The organism is Streptomyces sp. CNP082, from assembly GCF_059570535.1.
Map to the genome: position 1 here is coordinate 121,552 of NZ_JCANSZ010000007.1, position 23,422 is coordinate 144,973.

At 74.5% G+C, this 23,422-nt stretch carries 21 protein-coding genes; 15 read left to right on the forward strand and 6 right to left on the reverse strand.

The window, feature by feature from the left end; translation table 11 throughout:
- Window positions 1-95: 95 nt before the first annotated feature.
- Window positions 96-470, forward strand: a complete 375-nt coding sequence (locus B124_RS08890; RefSeq protein ID WP_496502152.1) for a helix-turn-helix domain-containing protein — start codon at window positions 96-98, stop codon at window positions 468-470.
- A gap of 125 nt (window positions 471-595) precedes the next feature.
- On the opposite strand, the gene B124_RS08895 is transcribed toward B124_RS08890, so the two are convergent.
- Complete coding sequence (locus B124_RS08895) at window positions 596-1,375, reverse strand: IclR family transcriptional regulator (protein ID WP_496502153.1); 780 nt, start codon at window positions 1,373-1,375, stop codon at window positions 596-598.
- A 173-nt stretch (window positions 1,376-1,548) separates the two neighbouring features.
- Between B124_RS08895 and allB the strand changes: the two genes are divergently transcribed.
- Window positions 1,549-2,910 carry an allantoinase AllB gene (allB, locus tag B124_RS08900; protein WP_496502154.1) on the forward strand — a complete coding sequence of 454 codons (1,362 nt, stop codon included), beginning with the start codon at window positions 1,549-1,551 and terminating at the stop codon, window positions 2,908-2,910.
- Window positions 2,907-3,983 carry an allantoicase gene (gene alc / locus B124_RS08905; protein ID WP_496502155.1) on the forward strand — a complete coding sequence of 359 codons (1,077 nt, stop codon included), beginning with the start codon at window positions 2,907-2,909 and terminating at the stop codon, window positions 3,981-3,983. Before allB ends, alc begins: the two co-directional genes overlap by 4 nt.
- A gap of 231 nt (window positions 3,984-4,214) precedes the next feature.
- Here alc and B124_RS08910 read toward each other — a convergent pair whose 3' ends face one another.
- Window positions 4,215-6,926 (reverse strand): glycoside hydrolase family 84 protein, encoded by a 2,712-nt coding sequence (locus B124_RS08910; protein WP_496502156.1) that lies wholly within the window; start codon window positions 6,924-6,926, stop codon window positions 4,215-4,217.
- Window positions 6,927-7,100: 174 nt separating this feature from the next.
- Here B124_RS08910 and B124_RS08915 point away from each other — a divergent pair, with 174 nt between their 5' ends.
- Together B124_RS08915 and B124_RS08920 are read left to right on the forward strand one after the other, a co-directional pair.
- The gene (locus B124_RS08915; RefSeq protein ID WP_496502157.1) at window positions 7,101-8,072 is read left to right on the forward strand and encodes a sugar kinase; all 972 of its coding nucleotides are present in this window, start codon (window positions 7,101-7,103) and stop codon (window positions 8,070-8,072) included.
- Between the two features lie 94 nt (window positions 8,073-8,166).
- Window positions 8,167-8,787 carry a bifunctional 4-hydroxy-2-oxoglutarate aldolase/2-dehydro-3-deoxy-phosphogluconate aldolase gene (locus B124_RS08920; protein ID WP_496502158.1) on the forward strand — a complete coding sequence of 207 codons (621 nt, stop codon included), beginning with the start codon at window positions 8,167-8,169 and terminating at the stop codon, window positions 8,785-8,787.
- Between the two features lie 71 nt (window positions 8,788-8,858).
- Here the strand turns inward: B124_RS08920 and B124_RS08925 are convergent, their stop codons facing one another.
- Window positions 8,859-9,866 carry a Gfo/Idh/MocA family protein gene (locus B124_RS08925; protein ID WP_496502159.1) on the reverse strand — a complete coding sequence of 336 codons (1,008 nt, stop codon included), beginning with the start codon at window positions 9,864-9,866 and terminating at the stop codon, window positions 8,859-8,861.
- A 98-nt stretch (window positions 9,867-9,964) separates the two neighbouring features.
- Here B124_RS08925 and B124_RS08930 point away from each other — a divergent pair, with 98 nt between their 5' ends.
- The 8 genes from B124_RS08930 (at window position 9,965) to B124_RS08965 (ending at window position 17,400) form a co-directional block, all read left to right on the forward strand.
- On the forward strand, window positions 9,965-10,729 hold the full coding sequence (locus B124_RS08930; protein ID WP_496502160.1) for a GntR family transcriptional regulator: 765 nt from the start codon (window positions 9,965-9,967) through the stop codon (window positions 10,727-10,729).
- Window positions 10,730-10,899: 170 nt separating this feature from the next.
- The gene (locus tag B124_RS08935) at window positions 10,900-11,901 is read left to right on the forward strand and encodes a sugar ABC transporter substrate-binding protein (RefSeq protein ID WP_496502161.1); all 1,002 of its coding nucleotides are present in this window, start codon (window positions 10,900-10,902) and stop codon (window positions 11,899-11,901) included.
- Between the two features lie 136 nt (window positions 11,902-12,037).
- Window positions 12,038-13,084: an ABC transporter permease gene (locus tag B124_RS08940; protein ID WP_496502162.1), complete on the forward strand. Its 1,047-nt coding sequence runs from the start codon at window positions 12,038-12,040 to the stop codon at window positions 13,082-13,084.
- 47 nt (window positions 13,085-13,131) lie between these two features.
- Entirely contained in the window at window positions 13,132-13,938 is an 807-nt protein-coding gene (locus B124_RS08945; RefSeq protein WP_496502278.1) for an ATP-binding cassette domain-containing protein, read from the forward strand.
- 177 nt (window positions 13,939-14,115) lie between these two features.
- Window positions 14,116-15,237: an ROK family glucokinase gene (locus B124_RS08950; protein WP_496502163.1), complete on the forward strand. Its 1,122-nt coding sequence runs from the start codon at window positions 14,116-14,118 to the stop codon at window positions 15,235-15,237.
- A 65-nt stretch (window positions 15,238-15,302) separates the two neighbouring features.
- Window positions 15,303-15,845: a hypothetical protein gene (locus tag B124_RS08955; protein ID WP_496502164.1), complete on the forward strand. Its 543-nt coding sequence runs from the start codon at window positions 15,303-15,305 to the stop codon at window positions 15,843-15,845.
- Window positions 15,846-15,877: 32 nt separating this feature from the next.
- Window positions 15,878-16,522 (forward strand): MBL fold metallo-hydrolase, encoded by a 645-nt coding sequence (locus tag B124_RS08960; RefSeq protein ID WP_496502165.1) that lies wholly within the window; start codon window positions 15,878-15,880, stop codon window positions 16,520-16,522.
- A gap of 80 nt (window positions 16,523-16,602) precedes the next feature.
- A complete protein-coding gene (locus tag B124_RS08965) occupies window positions 16,603-17,400 on the forward strand; it encodes an exodeoxyribonuclease III (RefSeq protein ID WP_496502279.1) in 798 nt (265 codons plus the stop codon).
- Here B124_RS08965 and B124_RS08970 read toward each other — a convergent pair.
- Window positions 17,397-19,211 (reverse strand): SGNH/GDSL hydrolase family protein, encoded by a 1,815-nt coding sequence (locus B124_RS08970; protein ID WP_496502166.1) that lies wholly within the window; start codon window positions 19,209-19,211, stop codon window positions 17,397-17,399. The genes B124_RS08965 and B124_RS08970 overlap by 4 nt on opposite strands.
- 177 nt (window positions 19,212-19,388) lie before the next feature.
- Between B124_RS08970 and B124_RS08975 the strand changes: the two genes are divergently transcribed.
- Window positions 19,389-19,835 carry a DUF6278 family protein gene (locus B124_RS08975; protein ID WP_496502167.1) on the forward strand — a complete coding sequence of 149 codons (447 nt, stop codon included), beginning with the start codon at window positions 19,389-19,391 and terminating at the stop codon, window positions 19,833-19,835.
- A gap of 147 nt (window positions 19,836-19,982) precedes the next feature.
- Here the strand turns inward: B124_RS08975 and B124_RS08980 are convergent, their stop codons facing one another.
- Both B124_RS08980 and B124_RS08985 read right to left on the reverse strand, forming a co-directional pair.
- On the reverse strand, window positions 19,983-20,729 hold the full coding sequence (locus B124_RS08980) for a GntR family transcriptional regulator (RefSeq protein ID WP_496502168.1): 747 nt from the start codon (window positions 20,727-20,729) through the stop codon (window positions 19,983-19,985).
- Between the two features lie 178 nt (window positions 20,730-20,907).
- Window positions 20,908-21,651: a hypothetical protein gene (locus tag B124_RS08985; protein WP_496502169.1), complete on the reverse strand. Its 744-nt coding sequence runs from the start codon at window positions 21,649-21,651 to the stop codon at window positions 20,908-20,910.
- A gap of 149 nt (window positions 21,652-21,800) precedes the next feature.
- On the opposite strand from B124_RS08985, the gene B124_RS08990 reads away from it, so the two are divergent.
- A complete protein-coding gene (locus B124_RS08990) occupies window positions 21,801-23,381 on the forward strand; it encodes a hypothetical protein (protein ID WP_496502170.1) in 1,581 nt (526 codons plus the stop codon).
- Window positions 23,382-23,422 lie beyond the last annotated feature (41 nt).

A 23,422-nucleotide genomic window follows, 5' to 3' on the forward strand; every position in this document is an offset into this window, starting at 1 on the left:
AAACGGCCTGCTGGTCACCCGGGCAGGCCGTTTCGCGTATCCGCACGTGTGGGTGTGGGCAGCGTTCGCCGCGGTAGCGCGAATGGAGTTCGGTTATGCCCGCGTCGACGGCGCGCGCGGTGGGCGGCAGGGTGAAGACAGCCCGCCTCGCGCGCAGAATGACCCAACGTGACCTGTCCGCGATCTCCGGGGTGTCCCACGGGATGGTCCGCGCGGTAGAACGCGGAGGTCGCATGCCCAGTGACGCGGTTGTTGAGGCCCTCGCAGCCGCGTTGGGCGTCGATCCGATGCGGCTGCTGCGGGATCCCGGCCGTGCCGCGGACCGTATCCACGAGTCCCTGGCCCTGGTGTCCGGCATCATCACGTCCTTCGACTGTCCCGACGGCGGGGCAACCCGGCCGCTGGACCAGCTCCACCAGCACGTCGCCGAGCTGGCCAACCGCCTGCCGTCACCCAACCCGCCCCGGTGAACGCCGCCGTGACAAACACGCGGTAACCCGCCCTCGAAACCGGGTCAAATCGCCTACGTGGCCCGAGTTTTGCTCAACCAGACGCACCCCGCCGCCCCACTACAACCCCGTCGTCGGAGCCGCGGTCAGTCCGCGTCCGCGAGGGTCGCCGACAGTTCCCGGGCGACCTTCTTCAGCACCGGCACGATCCGCGCCGTCGCCTCCTCCGTCACCCGGCCCGCGGGCCCGGAGATCGAGATCGCCGCCGCCGTCGGTGCTTCCGGCACCGCGACGGCCAGGCAGCGCACGCCCATCTCCTGCTCGTTGTCGTCCACCGCGTAGCCGTCCGCGCGGACGGCGGCAAGTGCCGTCAGGAAGGCGTCCGGTGAGGTGATCGTCTTCTCCGTCGCCGGACGCATGCCGGTACGGGCCAGCAGGGCCCGTACCTCCTCGTCCGGCAGGTGCGCCAGCAGCGCCTTGCCGACCCCTGTCGAGTGCGGCAGCACCCGCCGGCCGACTTCCGTGAACATCCGCATCGAGTGCCGCGACGGCACCTGGGCCACGTACACGGCCTCGTCCCCGTCGAGCAGCGCCATGTTCGCCGTCTCGCCGGTCTCCTCCACCAGCCGCGCCAGGTGCGGGCGCGCCCAGGTGCCCAGCGGCCGGGACGCGCTCTCGCCGAGCCGGATCAGCCGTGGGCCCAGCGCGTAGCGACGGTTGGGCTGCTGGCGTACGTAGCCGGTGGCAACAAGGGTGCGCATGAGGCGGTGGATGGTCGGCAGCGGCAGCCCGCTGCTGCCGGCCAGCTCGCTCAGCCCCACCTCGCCGCCCGCGTCGGCCATCCGCTCCAGCAGGTCGAAGGCGCGCTCCAGGGACTGGACGCCGCCACCGGCGGGCGGCCTGGGCTCATCGGGGCTGCGGGCCACGTTCGCGGTTCCTTCCGTACGGGTGCGACCGCAGCTTAACCGCCCGGAATCCGGCTTTCAGCATGTGGAATCCGTCAAATCGCCCGGCGGGCCGCCCTTGACGAGGCGGGCACCTGCGGCGACAGTGCATTTCAACAGAACGTTGAAGCTGGGGGCCGCCGAGAGGGGACCGGGTGCCGGACGTCGAACTGCTGCTGCGCGCCCGCCGCGTCGTCACCCCCGAAGGCGAGCGGCCCGCCGCCGTCGCGGTCGCCGGCGGCCGGATCGCCGCCGTGCTGCCGTACGACACGGCCCTGCCGCCCGGCGCCCGCGCCGAGGACTGCGGCGGCGACGCGCTGCTGCCCGGCCTCGTCGACACCCACGTCCACGTCAACGACCCCGGCCGCAGCGAGTGGGAGGGCTTTGCCACCGCCACCCGGGCCGCCGCCGCGGGCGGCGTCACCACCCTGATCGACATGCCGCTCAACAGCCTGCCGCCCACCACCACCGCCCGCGCGCTCGACGTCAAGCGGGCCGTGGCCGGGCCCCGGGCGCACATCGACGTCGGCTTCTGGGGCGGGGCCGTCCCCGGCAACACCGCCGACTTCGAAGCGCTGCACGCCGCCGGCGTCTTCGGCTTCAAGTGCTTCCTCTCCCCGTCCGGCGTCGAGGAGTTCCCCCCGCTCGCCGGTGCCGACGTGGAAAGCGCCGCCGCCGAGGCCGCCCGCCTCGGGGCGCTGCTCGTCGTCCACGCCGAGGACCCCGGCGTACTCGACGGCGCCCCGCCGGCCGCCGGCCGCGGCTACGCCGGCTTCCTCGCCTCCCGCCCGCGCGCCGCCGAGGACCGGGCCGTCGCCCGGGTCGTCGCGCTCGCCGAGCGGCACGGCACCCGCGTCCACGTACTCCACCTTTCCTCCGCCGGCGCGCTGCCCGCCCTGGCCGCCGCCCGCCGCGCCGGCCTGCCCGTCACCGCCGAGACCTGCCCGCACTTCCTCACCCTCACGGCGGAGGAGATCCCCGACGGCGCCACCGAGTTCAAGTGCTGCCCGCCCATCCGCGAGGCCGGCAACCGGGACCTGCTGTGGGCCGCCCTCGCCGACGGCACGATCGACTGCGTCGTCTCCGACCACTCCCCGGCCACCGCCGAGCTGAAGACCGGCGACTTCGCCACCGCCTGGGGCGGCATCTCCTCGCTCCAACTCGGCCTGCCCGCCGTGTGGACCGAGGCCCGCCGCCGCGGCCACGGTCTCGCCGACGTCGCCCGCTGGATGGCCGCGGGCCCCGCCCGGCTCGCCGGACTCGCCGCCAAGGGCGCCATCGAGCCCGGCCGCGACGCGGACTTCGCCGTCCTCGACCCCGACGCCGCCTTCACCGTCGACCCGGCGGGCCTGGAGCACAGGAACCCCGTCACCGCCTACGCGGGCCGGCGGCTGCACGGCGTCGTACGCGCCACCTGGCTGCGCGGGCGCCGCGTCCACCACGCCGGCACCCACACCGCACCCCGCGGCCGGCTCCTCGGCCGCGCCGACCGGGACGAAAGGCAGCAGCGCGCATGACCGCCGAGATCCCCCGCTTCACCGGTGCCGCCGCCCCGTACGCCGGCGGCGACCCCTACGCCGACTACCGCGCCGCCGACTTCGCGTTCGCCGGCCTGCCGGACCTCGCCGACCGGCGCCTGGGCGGTGCGGTGATCGCCGCGAACGACGAGTTCTTCGCCCCGCGCGAGAACCTGCTGCGGCCGGAGCGGGCGGAGTTCGACCCGGCGGCGTTCGGCCACAAGGGCAAGGTCATGGACGGCTGGGAGACCAGGCGCCGCCGCGGCACCGGCCCCGACGCCCCGCACCCGGCCGCGGACGACCACGACTGGGCGCTGGTACGCCTCGGCGCCCCGGGCGTCGTACGCGGCATCGTCGTCGACACCGCCCACTTCCGCGGCAACCACCCGCAGTCCGTGAGCGTCGAGGGCGCGGAGGTCCCCGGCACACCGTCCGTGGCCGCGCTGCTCGCGGCGGACGTGCGGTGGACCGAACTGGTGCCCCGCACGGCGGTCGGCGGCCACGCCGCGAACGGCTTCGCCGTCACCGGCGGGCGCCGCCTGACGCATCTGCGGCTGCGCCAGCACCCCGACGGCGGCATCGCGCGCCTGCGCGTCCACGGCGAGGTCGTTCCGGACCCGGCGTGGCTGGCGGCGCTCGGCACCTTCGACCTCGTCGCGCTGGAGCACGGCGGCCGGGTCGAGGACGCCTCGGACCGCTTCTACTCCCCGCCCCTCAACACCATCCGCCCGGGCCGGTCCCGGCAGATGGACGACGGCTGGGAGACGCGGCGCCGCCGGGACACCGGCCACGACTGGATCCGCTACGCGCTCGCGGGCCGCGGTGAGATCCGCGCGGTGGAGATAGACACGGCGTATCTGAAGGGCAACGCGGCGGGCTGGGCGGCGGTGTCGGTACGGGACGGGACCGCGGGCGAGTGGACCGAGATCCTGCCCCGCACCCGGCTGCAGCCGGACACCAACCACCGCTTCGTGCTCGCCGCCCCGGCGGTGGGCACCCACGCGCGCCTCGACATCCTCCCGGACGGGGGGATCTCACGCCTGCGCCTGCACGGGAGCCTCGCGCAGGGGTAGGGAGCGGAACGCCGCGTTGCGGCACGGCGGTTGCGACACGCGCGGGTGCCGCCGCCCGGCGGCGGGTCGCGCGGACCTGCGGTCGCGGACCTGTGGTCGCGGACCTGTGGTCGCGGACCTGTGGTCGCGGACCTGTGGTCGCGCGTTCGCCGAGGACGGAACCCGGCGAACGCGGCGGCCTCTGCGGCGGTCTCCGGCCCCATCCCCCGGCCCGCCGCCAAGGGGACGGGCTCAGCCTCCGACCACCCCCACATCCGTGATCTCCGGGACCGCCCCGCCGGCCGACCACGCGAGCCGCACCTCCGCCGCCGTCCCGCCCGGCACGCGGAGTTCGGTGTACGGGCCGGAGAGCCGGCCCGCGTCGTGCCACGCGCCGCCGGGCTCGTTGCGTATCTGCACCGCCGCGCCCGCGTCCGCCGCGGACTGCGGGCGGAGCACGATCAGGGACTCCGCCGCGCGCGGTTCGGCGAAGCGGATCTCCAGCGCCTCGCCGGCCTCGGGCGCGCGGGCGGCGCGGTAGACGGTGGCGATGTTGCCGTCCGCGGCGGCGGCCAGGGAGCTGCCCTCGGCGGCCGGCGGGCCGCCGGCCGTCGCCGAGGAGCCGCCGGCGACGGTGAACTCCCGTACCACCAGCCAGTTGCTCTGCGCCGCGGTCGACCTGGCGCGTACGTACCGCGCCGTGGTGCCCTCCGGTGCCGTCGCCTCGACGTCCGGCGTACCGGAGAAGGCGGCCAGCTCCGTCCACGTCTCGCCGTCGGCGGAGTACTCCAGCACGCCCTGGTGGAGGTAGTCGTCCGGGCTGTTCGACTTGGCCATCGCCAGCGAGACGGTGCCGATCTCCCGCTCACCGAGCAGGTCCACGCTCACCCACGAGTCCACGCCGGGACTGCCGTTGCTCCAGAAGAACGTCGAGTCGTCGCCGTCCGTCATCCGCTCCACGGTGTTGCTCTGGTACGTGCTGAGGTTCGTCGCGCCCTTCGGCCGCTCGGGCAGCCCGAGCGTGCGGTCGTGCTCCGCGGCGGCGTCGGCGACGAAGGCGTCGAGCACGCCGTCGCCGACGACGACCGGCACCTCGTTCCCGCCGAGTCCGGTGTAGATGTGCGACTTCGCCTGCGCCACCAGTTCGGGCAGCCGCTGCCGGAGCCGCCAGGCGCGGTCGCCGTCGCCGTCGCGGGCGGCCTCGGCCATCTGCAGGGCGGTGCGGGTGGCGGTGCCCCAGTCGCGGGTGGCGTCCAGCCAGGGGCCGGACTCCTCGACGAACGCGCGGTCCGGGAGCCGGTCGCGCAGCACGCCCGGCGCGGCCTCCAGCGCGGCCAGCGTCCGGTCCAGCGCGTCCCCGGCGCCGCCGTCCCAGTACGCGGCGATGGCCGCCGCCAGCTCCGGCGCCTGGTCGGGGTTGAGCGCGGAGCCGTACGAGGCGTCGGCGAAGGCCCGGAGCGCATCAGTCGTCCGCTTGTCGCCGCCCGCGAGTTCGGCGAGCGCCCCGGTCCAGGACTCCCGCGGGTCGTAGGCGGCGTCGTTCCAGGCGAAGTCGGCGACCGTGTACAGCGCGATCTTCGACGCGGCGGCCTGGTTCATGGGGTTGGCGGTGATCCCGGCCAGCTCGCCCGGCAGCCCCTTCTCCCGGCCGTTGAACGGGCCGAGCAGCAGCCGCTGCTGGGCGTAGTCGTTGACCGGGTAGTTGTCCCAGGTCAGGATCGGGTGGCCGAAGACCTCGCGGGCGTCACGGGCCTGCGCGACGGTCATCTCGGGCGCGACGACGCCGATGCCGGTCCACTCCACCAGCACGTCGTCGTCCAACTGCTCGGCGAGCGCCGTCTTGTACGGGGACGGGGTGGTGTTGTAGTACTCCGTCGGCACCATCTGCAGTTGCTCGGCGCCGTCGTGGGCGCGGACGAACTCGCGGTTGACGCGGTTGAGCAGGTGCGCCTGGGCTGCGCCCGCGGCGCCGCCGCCGGTGCCGAACTGCTCCTCGTCGGCGGCGCAGTTCCAGTCGGTGTAGCTGATGTCGTCGAGCGGGACGGCGAAGGTCCGCACGCCGATGTCCCACAGCGTCTGGAACTTGTCGTTCAGCGCTTGGACGTCCGCGTCGGAGCTGTAGCAGACGGACAGGCCGGGGGAGAGGGCGTAGGTGAACTCGACGTGGTTGGCGCGGGCGCGCTCGACCAGCTCGGCGATGCGGGCGAGTTCCTCCGCCGGGTACGGCTCGCGCCAGCGCTCGCGGAGATACGGGTCGTCCTTGGGCGAGTAGACGTAGATGTTCATCTTGCGCTCGCCGTAGAACGAGAGCTGGTCCAGGCGCTGTTCGTGGGACCAGGGGACGCCGTAGAAGCCCTCGATGGCGCCGCGCCAGCCGGTGCCCGGCCAGTCGCGGACGGCGGTGCCGGCGACGCGGGTGCCGGGGGAGTCGCGGTGGGGGAGGAGCTGGCGCAGGCTCTGGGCGGCGTAGAACGTGCCGGTGTCGTCGATGCCGGCCAGGACGATGCTGCCGTCGCCGTCGCCCGGCTCGGGGGTGCCGGCGGCCAGGACGTAGCCGTCGGCGGGCAGCCCGTCGGGGCCCTGGACGCCGAGGGCGTCGAGGGCGGCGGCGGAGCCGGGGGTGGCGCGGGGGCCGCCGAGGTAGACGGTGAGCCCGGGGCTGTCCTCGGGGGCGGTCGCGGTGCGTTCGACGTTCTGTGCCCCGGCGTCGCGGAGCGCCTGCTCGGCGACCGCGAACGCGGCCTCGTCACCGTCGTCACCGTCAGCCCCGGTGACGACGGTGACGGCGCTGGTCACGGTGATGCTGTCGCCGCGCTCCGCCGACTCGCGCGGGGTGGGGCTGATGTCGCCGGCCTGGACCGGTCGCGGTGGCGGTGGCGCGCCGGCGGCCGGCGAGACGGCGAGCGGGCTGAGCACCAGGGCCAGGAGTACGGCGCCGGCGACGGCCGGGCGGGGGACGGGCATGCGGAACCTCCGGAATCTCGGGGGTGTAGTGCACACGTCACACGGCGCCGAGTGTCGCCCCGGCCGCGCTGCGGGGCAATGGACTAAACCACTTCTCCTTTTAGACTCCCGTCGCGCCCGTTGATCGGGATAACGTGCGGAGAGCGAACGCGCCCCACCACCGTGGAGGAACTGATGGCGGAATCCGCACCGGAGGTGCTGACGTGCGGCGAGGCCATGCTGCTGATGCTGGCCGAGCCCGGGATGCCGCTGGCGCGTGCCGTGAACTTCCGCCGGGCCATCGCCGGTGCGGAGTCGAACGTCGCCGCCGGGCTCGCCCGGCTCGGCCACCGGGCGCGCTGGTTCGGCCGCGTCGGCGCGGACCCCGCGGGTGAGGCCGTCCTGGCCCAACTCCGCACGGACGGCGTGGACGTCTCGTACGCGGACATCGACCCCGAGGCGCCCACCGGCCTGCTGCTCCGCGACAGCCACCCGCAGCGCGCCATCGACGTGCAGTACTACCGCGCCGGCTCCGCCGCCTCCCGCCTCGCCCCCGAGCACATCAGCCCCGAGATCGTCGAGGGCGTGCGGGTGCTGCACGTCTCCGGCATCACGCCGATCCTCTCCCCGTCCGCCGCCGAGGCGACGGTCAAGCTGATCGAACTCGCCCGCGCGGCCGGCGCGTTGGTCTCCTTCGACCCCAACGTCCGCCGCAAGCTCGCCGGGCCCGAGCGCTGGGCCGAGGTCGCAGGACCGCTGCTCGCCGCGGCAGACCTGCTGCTCACCGGCGACGACGAGCTCGAAATGCTCACCGGCGAGCCCGCCGACGACGCCGCCGCCCGGCTGCTGCGCGGCCGTACGGACACCGTCGTGATCAAGCGCGCCGACCACACCGCCACCGCGCTCACCGCCGCCGGCGAGCGCGTCGACCAGCCGCCGTACGACGTGCGGCTCGCCGACCCCGTCGGCGCGGGCGACGCGTTCGCCACCGGGTTCCTGTCCGCCCGGCTGCGGGGCCTGCCGCCGGACCGCGCGCTCGCCGAGGGCGCCTGCGTCGCCGCCCTCGTCATCCAGACCGTGACCGACACCGACGGGCTGCCGACCGCCGCCGCGCGCGACGGCGCGCTCGCCGCGTTCACCGCCGGCGGCGACTCCGTCCACCGCTGAGCGCACGGCCCGTACGAGCCGTACGGCCCCGCACCACCGCCCCGCGCACCACCGCACCGCGCACCACTTAAGAGAGAACCGCCGGAGGAGCACCGTGTACCGCTGGGAGATCACTCAGGCCGCGCTGGCGCAGCGGGTCGTCGCCATCGTCCGCAGCGACACCTACGACGCTGCCGCCGCCACCGCCGACTCGCTGCTGTCGGCCGGCATCACCAGCCTGGAGATATCGCTGACCACGCCCGGCGCGCTGGAACTGGTCGACGCGCTGAGCGACGAGGCCGGCACGGAGGCGGTCATCGGCGCGGGCACGGTCCTGGACGCCGCCTCGGCGCGGCTGGCCGTCGACGCCGGCGCCCGCTACCTCGTCGCACCCAACCTCGACGCCGACGTGGTCGCCACCGCGCACCGCTACGGCATCCCGGTCTTCGCCGGCGTCGCCACGCCCACCGAGGTGGTACGGGCGCTGGAGCTGGGCGTGGACGTCATGAAGCTCTTCCCGGCCTCGGCGCACGAGCCGGGCTGGGTCAGGGACGTACGGGCCGCGCTGCCGCAGGCCGCGGTGCTGCCCACCGGCGGGATCCCGATCGCCGGCGCGGCCGACTGGATCGCGGCGGGCGCGGTGGGCGTCGGGATGGGCTCGGCGCTGTCCGGCGGCGACCGCGAGGAGGTCGCCAGGCACGCGGCCGACCTCCTGGCCCGCCTCGCGGCGGCCTGACCCGGCCGGCACGCTCGCGGGCGGCCGACGGGGGCGACGGGCGACCGGGCCGCGCCGGGGGCGCACGGGCCCTACGGCGCCTCGGCGATCTCCGCCACCCGCACCGGGCGGTGCTCCCGGCGCGACAGCTCGCACGCCTCCACCACGTGCAGCGCCGCCAGCGCCTCCGCCCCGTCGCACGGGTTGGCCAGCTCGCCGCGGACCACCCGGACGAACGCCGCGAGCTCCGCCTCGTACGCCGGCGCGAAGCGTTCCAGGAAGCCCTGCCACGGCTTGCCGCCCGGCGCCGGCGCGCCCGGCTCGACGGAGGTCAGCGGCGTCCGCTCGGCCAGCCCCACCGCGATCTGGTCGCGCTCCCCGGCCAGCTCCATCCGCACGTCGTAGCCCGCGCCGTTGACGCGGGTGGCCGTCGCGGTGGCCAGCGTGCCGTCGTCCAGGGTGAGCAGCGCCGCCGCGGTGTCGACGTCGTCCGCCTCGCGGAACATCGCAGGACCCGCGTCCGAGCCCGCCGCGTACACCTCGGTGACCTCCCGGCCCGTCACCCACCGCAGCGCGTCGACGTCGTGGATCACGCAGTCCCGGTACAGCCCGCCGGACAGCGGCAGGTACGCGGCCGGCGGCGGCGCCGGGTCGGAGGTGGCGGTCCGTACGGTGTGCAGCCGCCCCAGGCGCCCGCCGCGCACCGCCTCGCGGGCCGCGGTGTACCCCGCGTCGAAGCGGCGCATGAAACCCATCTGGAGCACGATCCCGGCCGCCGCCACCTCGGCCAGCGCCGCCCGGGTGCCCGCCAGGTCGAGGGCGACCGGCTTCTCGCAGAACACCGGCAGCCCGGCGCGCGCCGCCGCGCCCAGCAGCTCCGCGTGCGCGGCGGTGGCGGCGGCGATCACCACCGCGTCCGCCCCCGCGGCCAGCGCGTCGGCGGGCGTGGCGACCGCCTCCGCGTCCGTACGCGCCGCGACCTCGGCGGCCCGCCGGGGATCCGCGTCGGTCACGACGAGGGAGGTGACGTCCGGGTGCCGCCGCAGCGCGGCGGCGTGGAAGGCGCCGATCCTGCCGGTGCCGAGGAGTGCGATGCGCATGGCCTCAAAATCTCCTGTGGCCAGCGCGATTGTCAATTGTCAGGACAACCTGACGTGAAGCCTTCCGGTGGCCCTCCCCGACCGTTACGCTCCGGAGCGTGACGAAGCGCGGCACAGGCCCCGTCCCCGCCCTCCGGCTCGGTGTGGACCGCAGCAGCCCGGTCCCGCTGTACTTCCAGTTGGCGCAGCAACTGGAAGCGGCGATAGAGCAGGGGGCGCTGACACCCGGCAGTCTGCTCGGCAACGAGATCGAGCTGGCGGCCCGGCTCGGCCTGTCCCGGCCCACCGTGCGGCAGGCCATCCAGTCGCTGGTCGACAAGGGGCTGCTGGTGCGCCGCCGGGGCATCGGCACCCAGGTCGTGCACAGCCAGGTGCGCCGCCCGCTCGGCCTGACCAGCCTGTACGACGACCTGGAGGCCGCCGGCCAGCGCCCCGCCACCCGGGTGCTGGGGGTGGCCGAGGTGCAGGCCACCGCGGACGTCGCCGCGGCCCTCGGGATCGCCGAGGGCACGGACGTCGTCCGGGTGGACCGGCTGCGGCTGACCCACGGCGAGCCCGTCGCGGTGCTCTGCAACCACCTGCCCGCCGAGCTGGTCCCGCTACGCGCCGACGAGCTGGAGGCGACGGGTCTGTACCGGGTGCTGCGGCGCGCCGGGATCGCGCTGCACAGCGCCCGCCAGCGGGTCGGCGCGCGCCCCGCGACGGCCGCGGAGGCGGAGCGGCTGGGCGAGGAGGAGGGGGCGGCGGTGCTGACGATGGAGCGGTTCACGTACGACGACACGGGGCGCGGGGTGGAGTTCGGTTCGCACCTGTACCGGGCCTCGCGGTACAGCTTCGAGTTCCAGCTGCTGGACCGGGGCTGAGGGGACGGGCACCCCGCGGGGTGACTCATGGGTAGCCGCGGGTCAGAATGATCGGACAAGGCAAGGCATTGACTCGGTCGCTGCCCCCGGCTAGAACACCTCCAGCCGCCACGCAGGCGGCCGGGGACGACCTGGGAAGAAAGGCGGGTATCCAGATGGCGCTCAGCCGTATGGCCCGTAGCACGCGTGTGTTCGCTGCGGCGGCGCTGACCACCCTGCTGGCGGTTGCCGCAGCGGGCTGCAGTGACTCCGGCGGCAAGGACGCCGAGGAGGGTGACGGCGGCGGGGGCGGCGGCGGTGGCGTGAACACGCCGCGCATGGAGATAGCGATGGTCACCCACTCCGCGCCCGGTGACACCTTCTGGGACATCGTCCAGAGCGGCTCCAAGCAGGCCGCCGCCAAGGACAACGTCGAGTTCCTCTACGCCAACAGCGAGAAGGACGACGAGCAGGCGCGGCTGGTCCAGACGTTCGTCGACAAGAAGGTCGACGGCATCATCGTCACCCTCGCCAAGCCGGAGGCGATGAAGAGCGCGGTGCAGGCCGCGGTGGACGCCGGCATCCCCGTGGTGACGATCAACTCCGGCGCCGAGTTCTCCGAGGAGTACGGGGCCCTGAGCCACATCGGCCAGGAGGAGTCGGTCGCCGGCGAGGCGGTCGGCGAGGAGCTGAACGAGCGCGGCCGTAAAAAGGCCGTCTGCGTCATCCACGAGCAGGGCAACGTCGGCCTGGAGCAGCGCTGCGCCGGTGTGAAGGAGACCTTCTCCGGCTCGGTGGAGAACCTGACCGTGGACGGCGCGAGCAAGCCCGCCGTGCTCTCGGGGATCCAGGCGAAGCTGGAGGCGGACGGCAGCGTCGACTCGGTCGTCACGCTCAACGCGGACGTCGCCGCCTCGGCGGCGGAGGCCAAGGACGCCGCGGGCAGCGAGGCCGAGGTCGCGACCTTCGACCTGAACGCCGCCGTCGCCGAGGCGCTGGAGAGCAAGCAGCTCACCTTCGCCGTGGACCAGCAGCCCTATCTGCAGGGCTACCTGGCGGTCGACGAGCTGTGGCTGTACGAGACGAACGGCAACGTCATCGGCGGCGGCCAGACCGTGCTGACCGGTCCGGCCATCGTCACCGAGGAGGACGCCCCCGAGCTGAAGAAGTTCACGGAGCGCGGCACCCGGTGAGCCCGCGGTACGTCCCCCGCCCGGCCCCGCGGCGCCGGGCGGGGACGGCCGCTGCCGGCCGGATCCGAGCAAGGAGTCCCATGAGCAGGCCCAGCCCGCGCAGACAGCCACTGAACAGGACGAAGCGGGGAACCCGATGACCACCACCCTCAAGGCGGATGCCAAGGCGCCGGACGAACGCCTGCTGCACGCCTCCCCGCTGCACCGGCTCCTCGGCCGGCCCGAGCTGGGCTCGGTGATCGGCGCCGTCGCCGTCTTCCTCTTCTTCGCGCTCATCGCGGACAGCTTCCTGTCCAGCCTCGACACCGTGCTGTACGCGGCGTCGACCATCGGCATCATGGCGGTGCCCGTGGCGCTGCTGATGATCGGCGGCGAGTTCGACCTGTCGGCGGGCGTGCTGGTCACCTCCGCGGCGCTGACGTCCACGATGTTCGCGTACGAGATGACCGCCAACGTCTGGGTGGGCGTCTTCGTCTCCCTGCTGGTCACCCTCGCCATCGGCTTCTTCAACGGCTTCATGCTGGTCCGTACCGGGCTGCCGAGCTTCATCATCACGCTGGGCACTTACCTGATGCTGTGGGGCGCCAACATCGGCCTCACCAAGAGGATCCAGGGCACGGTCTCCACGAACGCCATCGACGACATGCAGGGCTTCGAGTCGGCGCGGGTGCTCTTCGCCTCGTCCCTCGACATCGGCTCGTTCAAGCTGCGGGTGACGATCCTGTGGTGGATCGGGCTGGTCGCCGTGGCCACCTGGATCCTGCTGCGCACCCGCTGGGGCAACTGGATCTTCGCGGTCGGCGGCGGCAAGGACGCGGCCCGCGCGGTCGGCGTCCCCGTACAGCACACCAAGATCGGCCTCTACCTCGGCGTCGCGGTCGCGGCCTGGATCTCCGGGCAGCACCTGCTGTTCTCGTTCTCCGGTGTGGTGCAGTCCGCGGAGGGCCGCGGCCTGGAGCTGCACTACATCGCCGCCGCCGTGATCGGCGGCTGCCTGCTGACCGGCGGCTACGGCTCGGCGATCGGCGCCGCGATCGGCGCGCTGATCTTCGGCATGGCCAAGCAGGGCATCGTGTACGCCCAGTGGGACTCGGACTGGTTCTGGTTCTTCCTCGGCGCGATGCTGCTGCTCGCCACGATCCTCAACTCCTGGGTACGCAAGCGCGCGGAGGCGGCCAGATGACCAAGGCCACGGACGGTACGGACACGGACAGCACGGGCACGGACAGCATGGGCACGGACAGCGCGGGCACGGGCGGGCCGCTGGTGGAGCTGGCGGACGTCTGCAAGTACTACGGCAACATCCGCGCCCTCGAAGACGTCTCCCTCCAAGTGCATCCCGGCGAGATCACCTGCGTGCTCGGCGACAACGGCGCGGGCAAGTCCACCCTCATCAAGATCATCTCCGGGCTGCACCAGCACGACAGCGGCAGCTTCCGCATCGAGGGCCGGGACTCGCGGCTGGCGAACCCGCGCGAGGCGCTGGACCGGGGCATCGCCACGGTCTACCAGGACCTCGCCGTGGTGCCGCTGATGCCCGTGTGGCGCAATTTCTTCCTCGGCTCCGAGCCGACGCTCGGCCGCGGCCCGCTGCGCCGGCTCGACGTGCCGAAGATGCGCGCCACCACCCACGCCGAGCTGCTGCGCATGGGCATCGACCTGCGGGACGTCGACCAGCCCATCGGCACCCTGTCCGGCGGCGAGCGGCAGTCCGTGGCGATCGCGCGGGCGATCTACTTCGGCGCCAAGGTGCTGGTCCTGGACGAGCCGACCGCGGCGCTGGGCGTCAAGCAGTCCGGCGTGGTGCTGAAGTACGTCGCCGCCGCCCGCGACCAGGGCCTCGGCGTGGTGCTGATCACCCACAACCCGCACCACGCCTATCTCGTCGGCGACCGGTTCATCCTGCTCAAGCGCGGGGTCATGGCCGGCAGCCACGCCCGCGAGGACATCACCCTGGACGAGCTGACCCGGCAGATGGCCGGCGGCAGCGAGCTGGAACAGCTCAGCCACGAGCTGCAGCGGCGGAACGCGAGCTGACCTGGCCCGCCGCCGTATGCCCCCTTTGCCACCCGCTGACCGCACCGCCGTGCGGGGGAGGGGGCCCGTGAGGCAGAATCGGCACACGTCAGCGACTCCCGACAGGGGAAGGGGCCACCCCTTGCGACCACCCGCACCCACCGAGCCGACTCCCCGGCCCGGGCGAGGGGACCGCCCGTGAGTGCCGCCGAGAGGACACCGCACCGCGCCGCGGCCCGCGCGACCGTGCTGCGCAGCGTGAGTCACCGCGAGCGGCGCTCGCACCTGACCGCGCCCCGGGTGCCCACCGTCGGCATCGACATCGGCGGCACCAAGGTCGCCGCCGGCGTCGTCGACGCCGACGGGCACGTCCTAGAGCGCGCGACCACCGAGACACCCGACAAGTCCAAGAGCCCCAAAGTCGTCGAGGACGTGATCGTCGAGCTGGTCCTCGACCTCTCCGAGCGCCACGACGTGCACGCCGTCGGCATCGGCGCCGCCGGCTGGATCGACGCCGACCGCAGCCGGGTGCTCTTCGCCCCGCACCTGTCCTGGCGGAACGAGCCGCTGCGCGACGCGCTCTCCGAGCGGCTGCGGGTGCCCGTGATGGTCGACAACGACGCCAACGCCGCCGCCTGGGCGGAGTGGCGCTTCGGCGCGGGCCGCGGCGAGGACTACCTCGTCATGATCACCCTGGGCACCGGCATCGGCGGCGCCATCCTGGAGGACGGCCAGGTCAAGCGCGGCAAGTACGGCGTGGCCGGCGAGTTCGGCCATATGCAGGTGGTACCCGGCGGGCACCGCTGCCCGTGCGGCAACCGCGGCTGCTGGGAGCAGTACAGCTCCGGCAACGCGCTGGTCCGCGAGGCCCGCGAGCTGGCCGCGGCCGAGTCCCCGGTCGCGTACGGGATCATCGACCGCGTCAAGGGCAACATCGGCGACATCACCGGCCCGCTCATCACCGAGCTCGCCCGCGAGGGCGACGCGATGTGCATAGAGCTGCTGGAGGACATCGGCCAGTGGCTCGGCGTCGGCATCGCCAACCTCGCCGCCGCGCTCGACCCCTCCTGCTTCGTCATCGGCGGCGGTGTCAGCGCCGCCGACGACCTGCTCATCAAGCCCGCCCAGGACGCCTTCGCCCGCAGCCTCACCGGCCGCGGCTACCGGCCGGAGGCGCGCATCGTACGCGCCCGCCTCGGCAACGACGCCGGGCTCGTCGGCGCCGCGGACCTGGCCCGGCTGGTGGCCCGCAGGTTCCGCCGCACCAACCGGCGGCGCGTCGAGCGCTACGAGCGGTTCGCGCAGGTGGTCGGCAAGTGACCCTGCAGGACTCGGGCGAGCGTTCCGGGTACGGGCACGGGCCCGATCCCGCACACAATGGACACGTGCCCCACCGCCCCCCGCGCCGCGTCCCCCGCTCCTGGAAGGCGTATCTCGCCATCGCCCTGCTCGTCGGCTTCCCGCTGGTCTTCGGCTGGAACTCCACCCAGCTGAGCCGCGAGAGCGGGCGGGAGAAGGCCGAGCGCGCCGCGTACACCGAGATGCAGCCCGGCTGGCCGCCGCGGCTGCTGCGGCGCATCTACCAGGTGCCCGTCCCCGGCGGCGCCGAGTACATCCGCTGGTACGAGCAGAACGCGCTGCACGACAGCGCCCTGTACGTCGACTTCACCGGGTCGCAGGAGGCGCTGGACCTGTATCTGGAGACGACGTTCTCGCGTACGGACGTCAGGCCCCTGCCCAGACTGCGGGACGGCTTCAACCCCATCACTCCCGCGCAGGCCGAGGTCGCCGGCTGGGACTTCACCGAAGGGGACTGGTCGGGGCTGAAGCTCACGCAGTCCGGCGAACTCCCGGACGTGTCCATCGCCGTCAACACCGCGGACCCCGAGAACCTCGTGGTGCGTACCGTGTCCACGACGGAGTACTGACCGTGCCGTCCGAAGGAGCTGTCACCGGCATCATGGAATTGACGAAGAAGGGGCACTCCTGCGTCCGGCTGGCCAAGGACGGGGCGGTGCTCGTCATCGACCCCGGCGGGTTCAGCGAGGCGGACGCCGCGGTCGGCGCGGACGCGCTGCTCGTCACGCACGAGCACCCGGACCACTTCGACGAGGGCCGGCTGCGCGCCGCGCTCGACGCCAACCCGGCGGCGCAGTTGTGGACGCTGCGCAGCGTGGCGGAGCAGGTCTCCGCGGCGTTCCCCGGGCGGGTGCACACCGTCGGCGAGGGCGATGTGATCACCGCCGCCGGCTTCGAGGTCGAGGTGCACGGCCAACTCCACGCCGTGATCCACCCGGACATCCCGCGGATCACCAACGTCGGCTATGTCGTGGACGGTGCCGTCTTCCACCCGGGCGACGCGCTGACCGTCCCGGACCGGGACGTCGAGACCCTGCTGGTGCCGGTGATGGCGCCGTGGAACAAGCTCGCCGAGATCGTCGACTACGTCCGCGAGGTCACCCCCCGCCGCGCCGTCGACGTCCACGACGCCCTGCTCTCCGCCGTCGCGCCGCCGCTCTACAACCGCATGCTGGGCCCGGAAGGACCGGGCATCGGCGGCGCGGAGCACATCCGGCTCGAACGGGACGAGAGCCTGCCGGTGTAGCCCGGGGCCCGCCCGGAGCCCCGGGGGGCGGATCCCCGGGGCCCGTTGTCAGAGGCGCGGGATAGGTTGTCGGCATGGCTGTGCGCATCGCTACGTGGAACGTCAACGGGATCAATCCCCGGCTGCCCCGCATCCTGCAGTGGCTTGAGGAGACCGCGCCCGACGTGGTGTGTTTCCAGGAGCTGAAGTGCACCGAGGAGGCGTTCCCGGGCGCCGAGCTGGCGGAGCTGGGGTACGAGGCGGCGATCCGCGCCGACGGCCGGTGGAACGGCGTGGCGGTCGTCTCCCGCGCCGGCCTCGCCGACGTCACGGCGGACCTGCCGGACCAGCCGCCGTACGAGGGCGTGACCGAGCCCCGCGCGCTGGGCGCGACCTGCGGTCCGGTGCGCGTCTGGTCGCTGTACGTGCCCAACGGCCGCGACCTCGGGCACGCGCACTACGCGTACAAGCTCCGCTGGCTTGAGGCGCTGCGCGCCATGGCCGCCGAGGAGGCCGCGGGCGGGCGCCCGTACGCCCTCCTCGGCGACTACAACGTGGCGCCCAAGGACGAGGACGTCTGGGACATCTCCCTCTTCGACGGGCACACGCACGTCAGCGAGGCCGAGCGGACCGCGCTCGTCGAGCTGCAGAAGTCCGCCGGCCTCAGCGAGGTCTACCCGCGCGCGCTGAAGTACGACATCCCCTTCACCTTCTGGGACTACCGCCAGCTCGGCTTCCAGAAGAACAAGGGCATGCGCATCGACCACGTCTACGGCAACGCGCCGTTCACCGCCGCCGTCACCGACTCCTACGTCGACCGGGAGGCGCGGCGGCCGGGCAAGGAGAAGAACCCGTCCGACCACGCCCCCGTCGTCGTCGACCTCGACCTCGACCTCTAGCCGTTCTGCGCCCCGGGCACGAGCAGCCTCAGGTCGATCGAGTCGGCCGCCGCCTTCAGACCCGTGGGCCCCGGGTGCAGGTGGTCGCCGCTGTCGTACGCGGGCAGCAGCCGCTGCGGGCGCTCCGGGTCCCGCAGCACGGCGTCGAAGTCGAGCACCGCGTCGAAGCCGGCCCCGTCGGCGTTCGCGCGGATGAAGTCGTTGACCGCGGTGCGCCGGGCGTCGACCTCGGGGCTGCAGTCGCTCCAGCCCTCGCACGGTGCGATGGTCGCGACCACCACGCGCAGCCCCCGGGCGTGCGCGCGCTCGGAGATGCTGCGCAGCCCGGCGATCACCTGGTCCGCGCTGCTGCCCGAGCGGACGTCGTTGATGCCCTCGAAGACCACGACGGTACGGGCCGAGGTCTGCGCCAGCACGTCGCGCTCCAGCCGGTTCTGGGCGCTGACCCCGCCGACGTCGGTGCTCACGCCGTCGCCTTTGTACCGGTCGGTGACGATGCGGTTCGCCGAGATGCCCTGGTTGAGCACGCCGTAGCGGGGCACGTCGTCCTGGGCGCGCAGCCGGGCGGCGAGCGCGTCGGGCCAGCGCTGGTTGGTGCCGGCGACGGAGTCCTCCCCGTCGGTGATGGAGTCGCCGAGCGCGACGACGGAGCCGGGGCCGCCGCGCACGTCGACGCCGGTGAGGAACGGCCAGGTGCCGAGGGTGCCGGTGAAGGCGCCGGGGCCGGGGTCGGCGGCGTGGTCGCCGCTGCCGTCGGCGCTGATGTACGAGGTCTGCATGGCCAGCGAGTGCACCGGCGCGGCGCTGACGGTCTCCGGCAGATGGATGCTGACCAGCAGGTTCGACCCGGGCGGCACGGTGAAGCGGGCCGGGTCGCTGACCGCCTGGGCGCCGGCGGCGAGGGTGGTGCCCTCCTTGCCGCCGAACGTCAGCGGCACCGGCCGGCCGGCGGTGGCGGCGCCGTCGCCCTGCACGGCGACGCTGGCGTGCCCGATCCGTACCGGCGACGCGGCGAAGGTGTTGGCCAGCCGTACGCGCGTGCTCTCGCCGCCCGCGCTGGCGTGCACCACGAGCCGCAGCGTGCGGTCGGTCCACGGCCCCATGGCGGTGTAGCCGGAGGTGGCGGCGGACCAGCTCCCGGTCCAGCCGGTGGCTTCCGCCCGTACGGAGGCGGCGAAGACGTGCAGGTCGGACTCCGGGCCCGGGTCGTCGGGCAGGGTGAGCGAGGATATCTGCTTGCCGCGGGTGACGGGCACGGTCACCGCGTACAGCCTGGTGGCCTCGGCCCGCGGCCCGTCGGGGGTGTTGAGGCGCGGCAGGGCCAGGGCCTTGGTGGTGAGCGGCCCCGAGCGCCAGTCCGGCGCGGTCAGGCGGTACGTGCTGGAACTGCCGTCCTCGTAGCGCACGGTGCCGGTGCCGGAGACCCCGCCGCCGGGGCCGTCGGCCGAGGAGCCGGCGACGAGCAGGGAGACGGCGTTGCCGGTGCCGCGCAGCGCGACGGACTGGCCGTCGGCGACAACGTTGTCAGGCGCGCCGCCCCCGTAGCCGGGCAGCCGCAGCCCGGCCGCGTCGACGGACAGTTTGAGCCCGGGGGTCCAGCCGGCGGCGGCCAGGTCCTGGGCGGAGAGGGAGTTGCCAGCGCCGTCGAAGTCCGCGGCGCCGGGGTCGGCGTCGTCGCTGACGGCGGTGTTGTCGAAGAGCGCGGCCAACGGCTGTGGCGCGCGGGGCCGTTCGGCGGCCTGGGCGGCCACCGGCACGGCGGTGGCCGCGAGTGCGAGCAGGGTAGCGGTGGTGACGAGGCGAATCCGCAAGGTGGCCCTCCGGGTCCCGGTGAGGCGTCTTGAGTCGTCCAGTTGTCTCAGGGGGGCGCCATGAAACTAGAGAGGCACCAGTGAACGGTCAAGATGGCCTGCCGGGAAACACCTGGTGAGCGAATCGGATCCGCGCGCCTGTGGTGCTCCCGCCTGCCCGGATGCGAGGGTGGGAGCATGAACATCTCCTTCCTCGACAACTGGCGCAGACGGCACGGCTCCGGACGGGAGCAGCGCACGTCGCACGTGGAGACGCCGGTCGATCAGGAGGGCGTCACCGAGCTGCTCAGCGAGTGCGAACTGCTGCGCGTCCAGGCCGAGTCGGCGGGCGTCGAGCTGGACGACACCCCGCGGTCGCTGGAGGAGCTGGACCAACTGCTGCCGGGCTGGCGGGACGACCCGGAGATCACGCCGTGGCTGGGCAGCGACGCGGGGCTCTACCTGGGCACGGTGATCGTGCGGACGATCGCGGGTGCGCAGTGGGTGCTCGATCCGGAGGATGGCGCTCCGGTGGTGCGGCTGTCGTCGGGGCGGGAGATGGACGTGCTGGAGATCGGCGCGGAGTGGGCGGCGACCGGGGCGCCGGAGCTGTCCCAGATGTACGCCGAGGTCGCGGAGGGCTGAGCCCGCCCCGCGGCCGGCGGGCGTACGGGCACCTTCACATTCACAATCGCGTACACACTTTCGGGTACGGAGTGCGGCGCCGCGCGCCGCCGTTGACGCTCGCGGGCCCGGGACCCCGGGTCCCGGCGCCGCGTGCGGGGCGGCCGGTCAGCCCGTGAACGTGATGTCGTACGCCAGCCGCCAGCGGTCCGCCCGCACCACCGCCTCGGAGGTCTCCACCGCCCGGCCGTGCTCGTCGTAGTGGGTGCGCTCCACCGTCGTTACGCACTGCCCCGGCGCGCAGCCCAGCGCCTCCGCCTCCGCCGTCGTCGCCGACCGCGAGCCGACCAGCTCCGCGGCCCGTACCACCCGGATCCCGATCGCCGCGAACCGGCCGCGCACGCCGCGCCGGGCGTACGGGCCGCGCTCGGGGAAGACCACGTCCGTGCCGTCGGTGAGCGCCAGCGGCTCCCAGCTCACGGCCAACTGCACCGGCTTGCGGTCGGCGAGGTACTCGTAGTGCGTGCACATGACCCGGTCGCCCGCCGGGATCCCGAGCCGGCCCGCCGCCTCCCGCGGCGCGGGCGTGGGCGTGGAGACCGCCTCCCAGGTCAGCGCCACGCCCGGGGGCAGCAGCCGGGCGGCGAAGGGGGAGTCGACGGCGCCCGTGCTGCGCAGCAGGCTGCCCACGGGGGTGCGGTCGGCGACGAAGACGCCGCGGCCGAACTGCCCCTGGGCGTAGCCGGCGGCCTTCAGCACCCGCACCGCCCGGTCCACCGTCTGGTCGCTCGCCGCATACGCGCGTTTGAGCTGGGAGCGCGAGGGGATCTGCGCCCCCACGGGCAGCTCGCCGCCGTCGATCCGCTCGCGCAGATCGTCGGCGATGCGCTGGTACACCGGCCTGGTGTCGCCCATACCCGGGGGCTCCTCTCCCGCAACTCGCCCGACAGGCTAGGTACTCAGGGAGTGAGTGCGTACCTAGGTGCTATCCGGCGGGTAATGCCGTTCGCCGCCCTCCGGGCGGGCTTCCCTTCCCGGCGCCACCCTTCCCGGCGGGCCTCCTTCCCCGGCGCGCACCGCGGGCGGCGCGGGGTCAGGACTTGCCGTGCTTCCCCGACGTCGGGGGGAGCGGCGACTGCGCCTGCTTGGTCACGTCCCCGACGAGTTCCACCACATCGGGTCCGTACGACTGCGAGTTGACGACCTTCAGCAGCAGCACGAAGGAGTTGGTGCCGTACTTCCGGTTCAGCCGGCTCTCGTTCTTCACCAGATAGCGCATCGCCGCCTGGTTGGTGATGGAGCGCTGGCCGCAGGAGAGGAACACCGGCCTGGCCTCCTGGCCGGCGGACAGCCGGGCGAGGAGCACGTGTTCGCTGACGCCGTTCTCCAGCCGGTAGCGCTCGGTGCCCACCGCGAACGCGCCGCGGTCGGGGCCCGGCTCGGGGTCGGTGTTGACCCGTATGCCCGGCAGCAGCGACTGCATGTGCGCGGCCATGCGGCGGTTGGATATCGGGGTGCCGACGCAGAACTCGGTGCGGTCGCCGAACGCCTGCTGCGCCGTGTCCTGCGCGACGACCTGCGCGTGCGCCCCGCAGGACTTGATCACGGCGGACAGCTCCAGCAGAGCGAGCGCGTCGTGCTTGGCCACGCTCCAGTCCCCGCCGCCGGCGTCCCGGTTCACCACCACCAGGGCCTCGGAGTTGCGCGGCAGCCCGAAGAAGCGCTCCCGGCGCCGGTGGCGGCGCCCGCCGAGGGAGCCGCGCGCGTACCACCCGAGCGCGGCGCCGACCACGAGGCCGGCGGCGGCCGAGACGAGGATGAGGATGGGTTCGCTCATGACGGGGCATGCTAGCGGTCGCCCGTATCGCTGTTCGAGGCCGCCGCCCATCGGGTTCCGTTTACCGCGACCGCAAAGCCCTCGTAGCGCGGACGAAATAAAGCGGGTGTCGAATGCCCGCCGTGGCGGAACAGGGACTGCCGCCGGAAATGGCGGAATTCGCGCGACTCATACGGCAGATCACGGGATGGCTGGACGAAGAGTCCGGCTGGTACGGAGTCTTCAGCCGCGGCGATCCCGACGGGCTGCGGGCCTGCCTGGACGGCTCCGCTCTGCCCCCGTGGGACGTCGTCGAGTCGCTGCTGCACGACCTGGCCGGGCAAGGCGACCGGCGCGCGGCGGACGCGGCGCTGCCGCGCGCCCGCGCGCTGCACCGCGCCGCCGTCGCCGCCCACGACGCCCGGTACCCCGACGGCGCCGCGTTGACCGCGGTGCTCCGCGCCCGGCTCGCGGAGCACCGCACGGCGGAGGACGCGGCCGAGCGGCTGCGGCACCGGCTGGCGACGGAGCGGGACCTCTGGACGGCGGAGCGGCTGGAGAACGAGCTGGCCTGGGCGTACGATGACGCCGCCCGCGCGGCGGCCCGCTGTGCGGAACTGCGCGACCGGATCGAGGCGGTGCAGGCCGCGGGGCGGGCGCCCGCCCCGCCGCCCCCGGCGGCTCTCCGGGGCGCCCGGTTCGCGGGCGCGGCGCCGGCGCCGCCGCCGGTGCTGCCTGCCGTGGGCGGCGCGTACGAGGGCGGTGTGGACGGGGCCGGGCCGCCGGACGCCACCGGGAGCGGCACGGCGCACGGCACCGGGGCCACTGGACCACCGTCCGCTTCCGGCGACGCCGACGGGGCCACCGGCGGGGCTCCGCCCGGCCCGCCCGCGGCGTCCGCACCCCGGGGCGCGCGCTTCTCGGGATTTGGCACCGGGGAGGCGCCCGGCCTGCCCGCGGCGTCCGCACCCCGGGGCGCGCGCTTCTCGGGATTTGGCACCGGGGAGGCGCCCGGCCTGCCCGCGGCCGGGACGGCCCCGGAGCCTCCGGCCGCGTCGACGGCACCGGGTGCCGCCGTCGCCCCTGACCTGCCGGCCCCCCGCGGCGCCCGGTTCGCCGGGACCGGGACCGGCGCCGGTCCCGGCCGCGTCGGGCGGCGCCGGAAGGAGGCCGCGGCCGCCGAACGCGCCGCCGCCGACCGGCGGGCCGCCGCGCGCCGGCTCGCCGGCGAGGCCGCCGCCACCGTCGCCGCGCTGCGCGACGAGGGCCGCACCGGCGAGGCGTACGCCCGCCTCAGCGCCGCCGCGGCGGGCCCGCCCGAGGCGCTGCCCGCCCTCGCCGCGGAGCTGGAGCGCACCGCCGGCACCGCCGAGGTGGCGACCCTGCTGTGGGAGGCAGCCGCGCTGCCCCCCGAGCGGCTGACCGGAGCCGCCGACGCCTTCGCCGCCGCCGGCCGGGCCCGCGAGGCGCTGCAGCTCGTCCGGCACGCCGCCGCCCGGCCCGTACCCGAGCTGGCCGCGATCCTCGCCGCGCTCCACCGGGCCGGCCGCGACCGGGAGTCGGAGGAGCTGCTCGACGCCTTCGCCGGCGCCCGCAGCACCGACGAGGCCGTCGCGCTGGCCTCGGCCGACCCCGGCCGGCTCGTGCCGCTGTTGCTGCGCGCCGCCCGCCGCGGCCCCGCCCAGCGGTACCGCCGGCTCGCCCACGCGCTGCGCTCCGCGGGCCTGCCCGGCGCGCCCGACTCGGCCTGACCCGGCCCGCAGCCGTTCGGTGCGCCGCTCTTGCCAGCGAC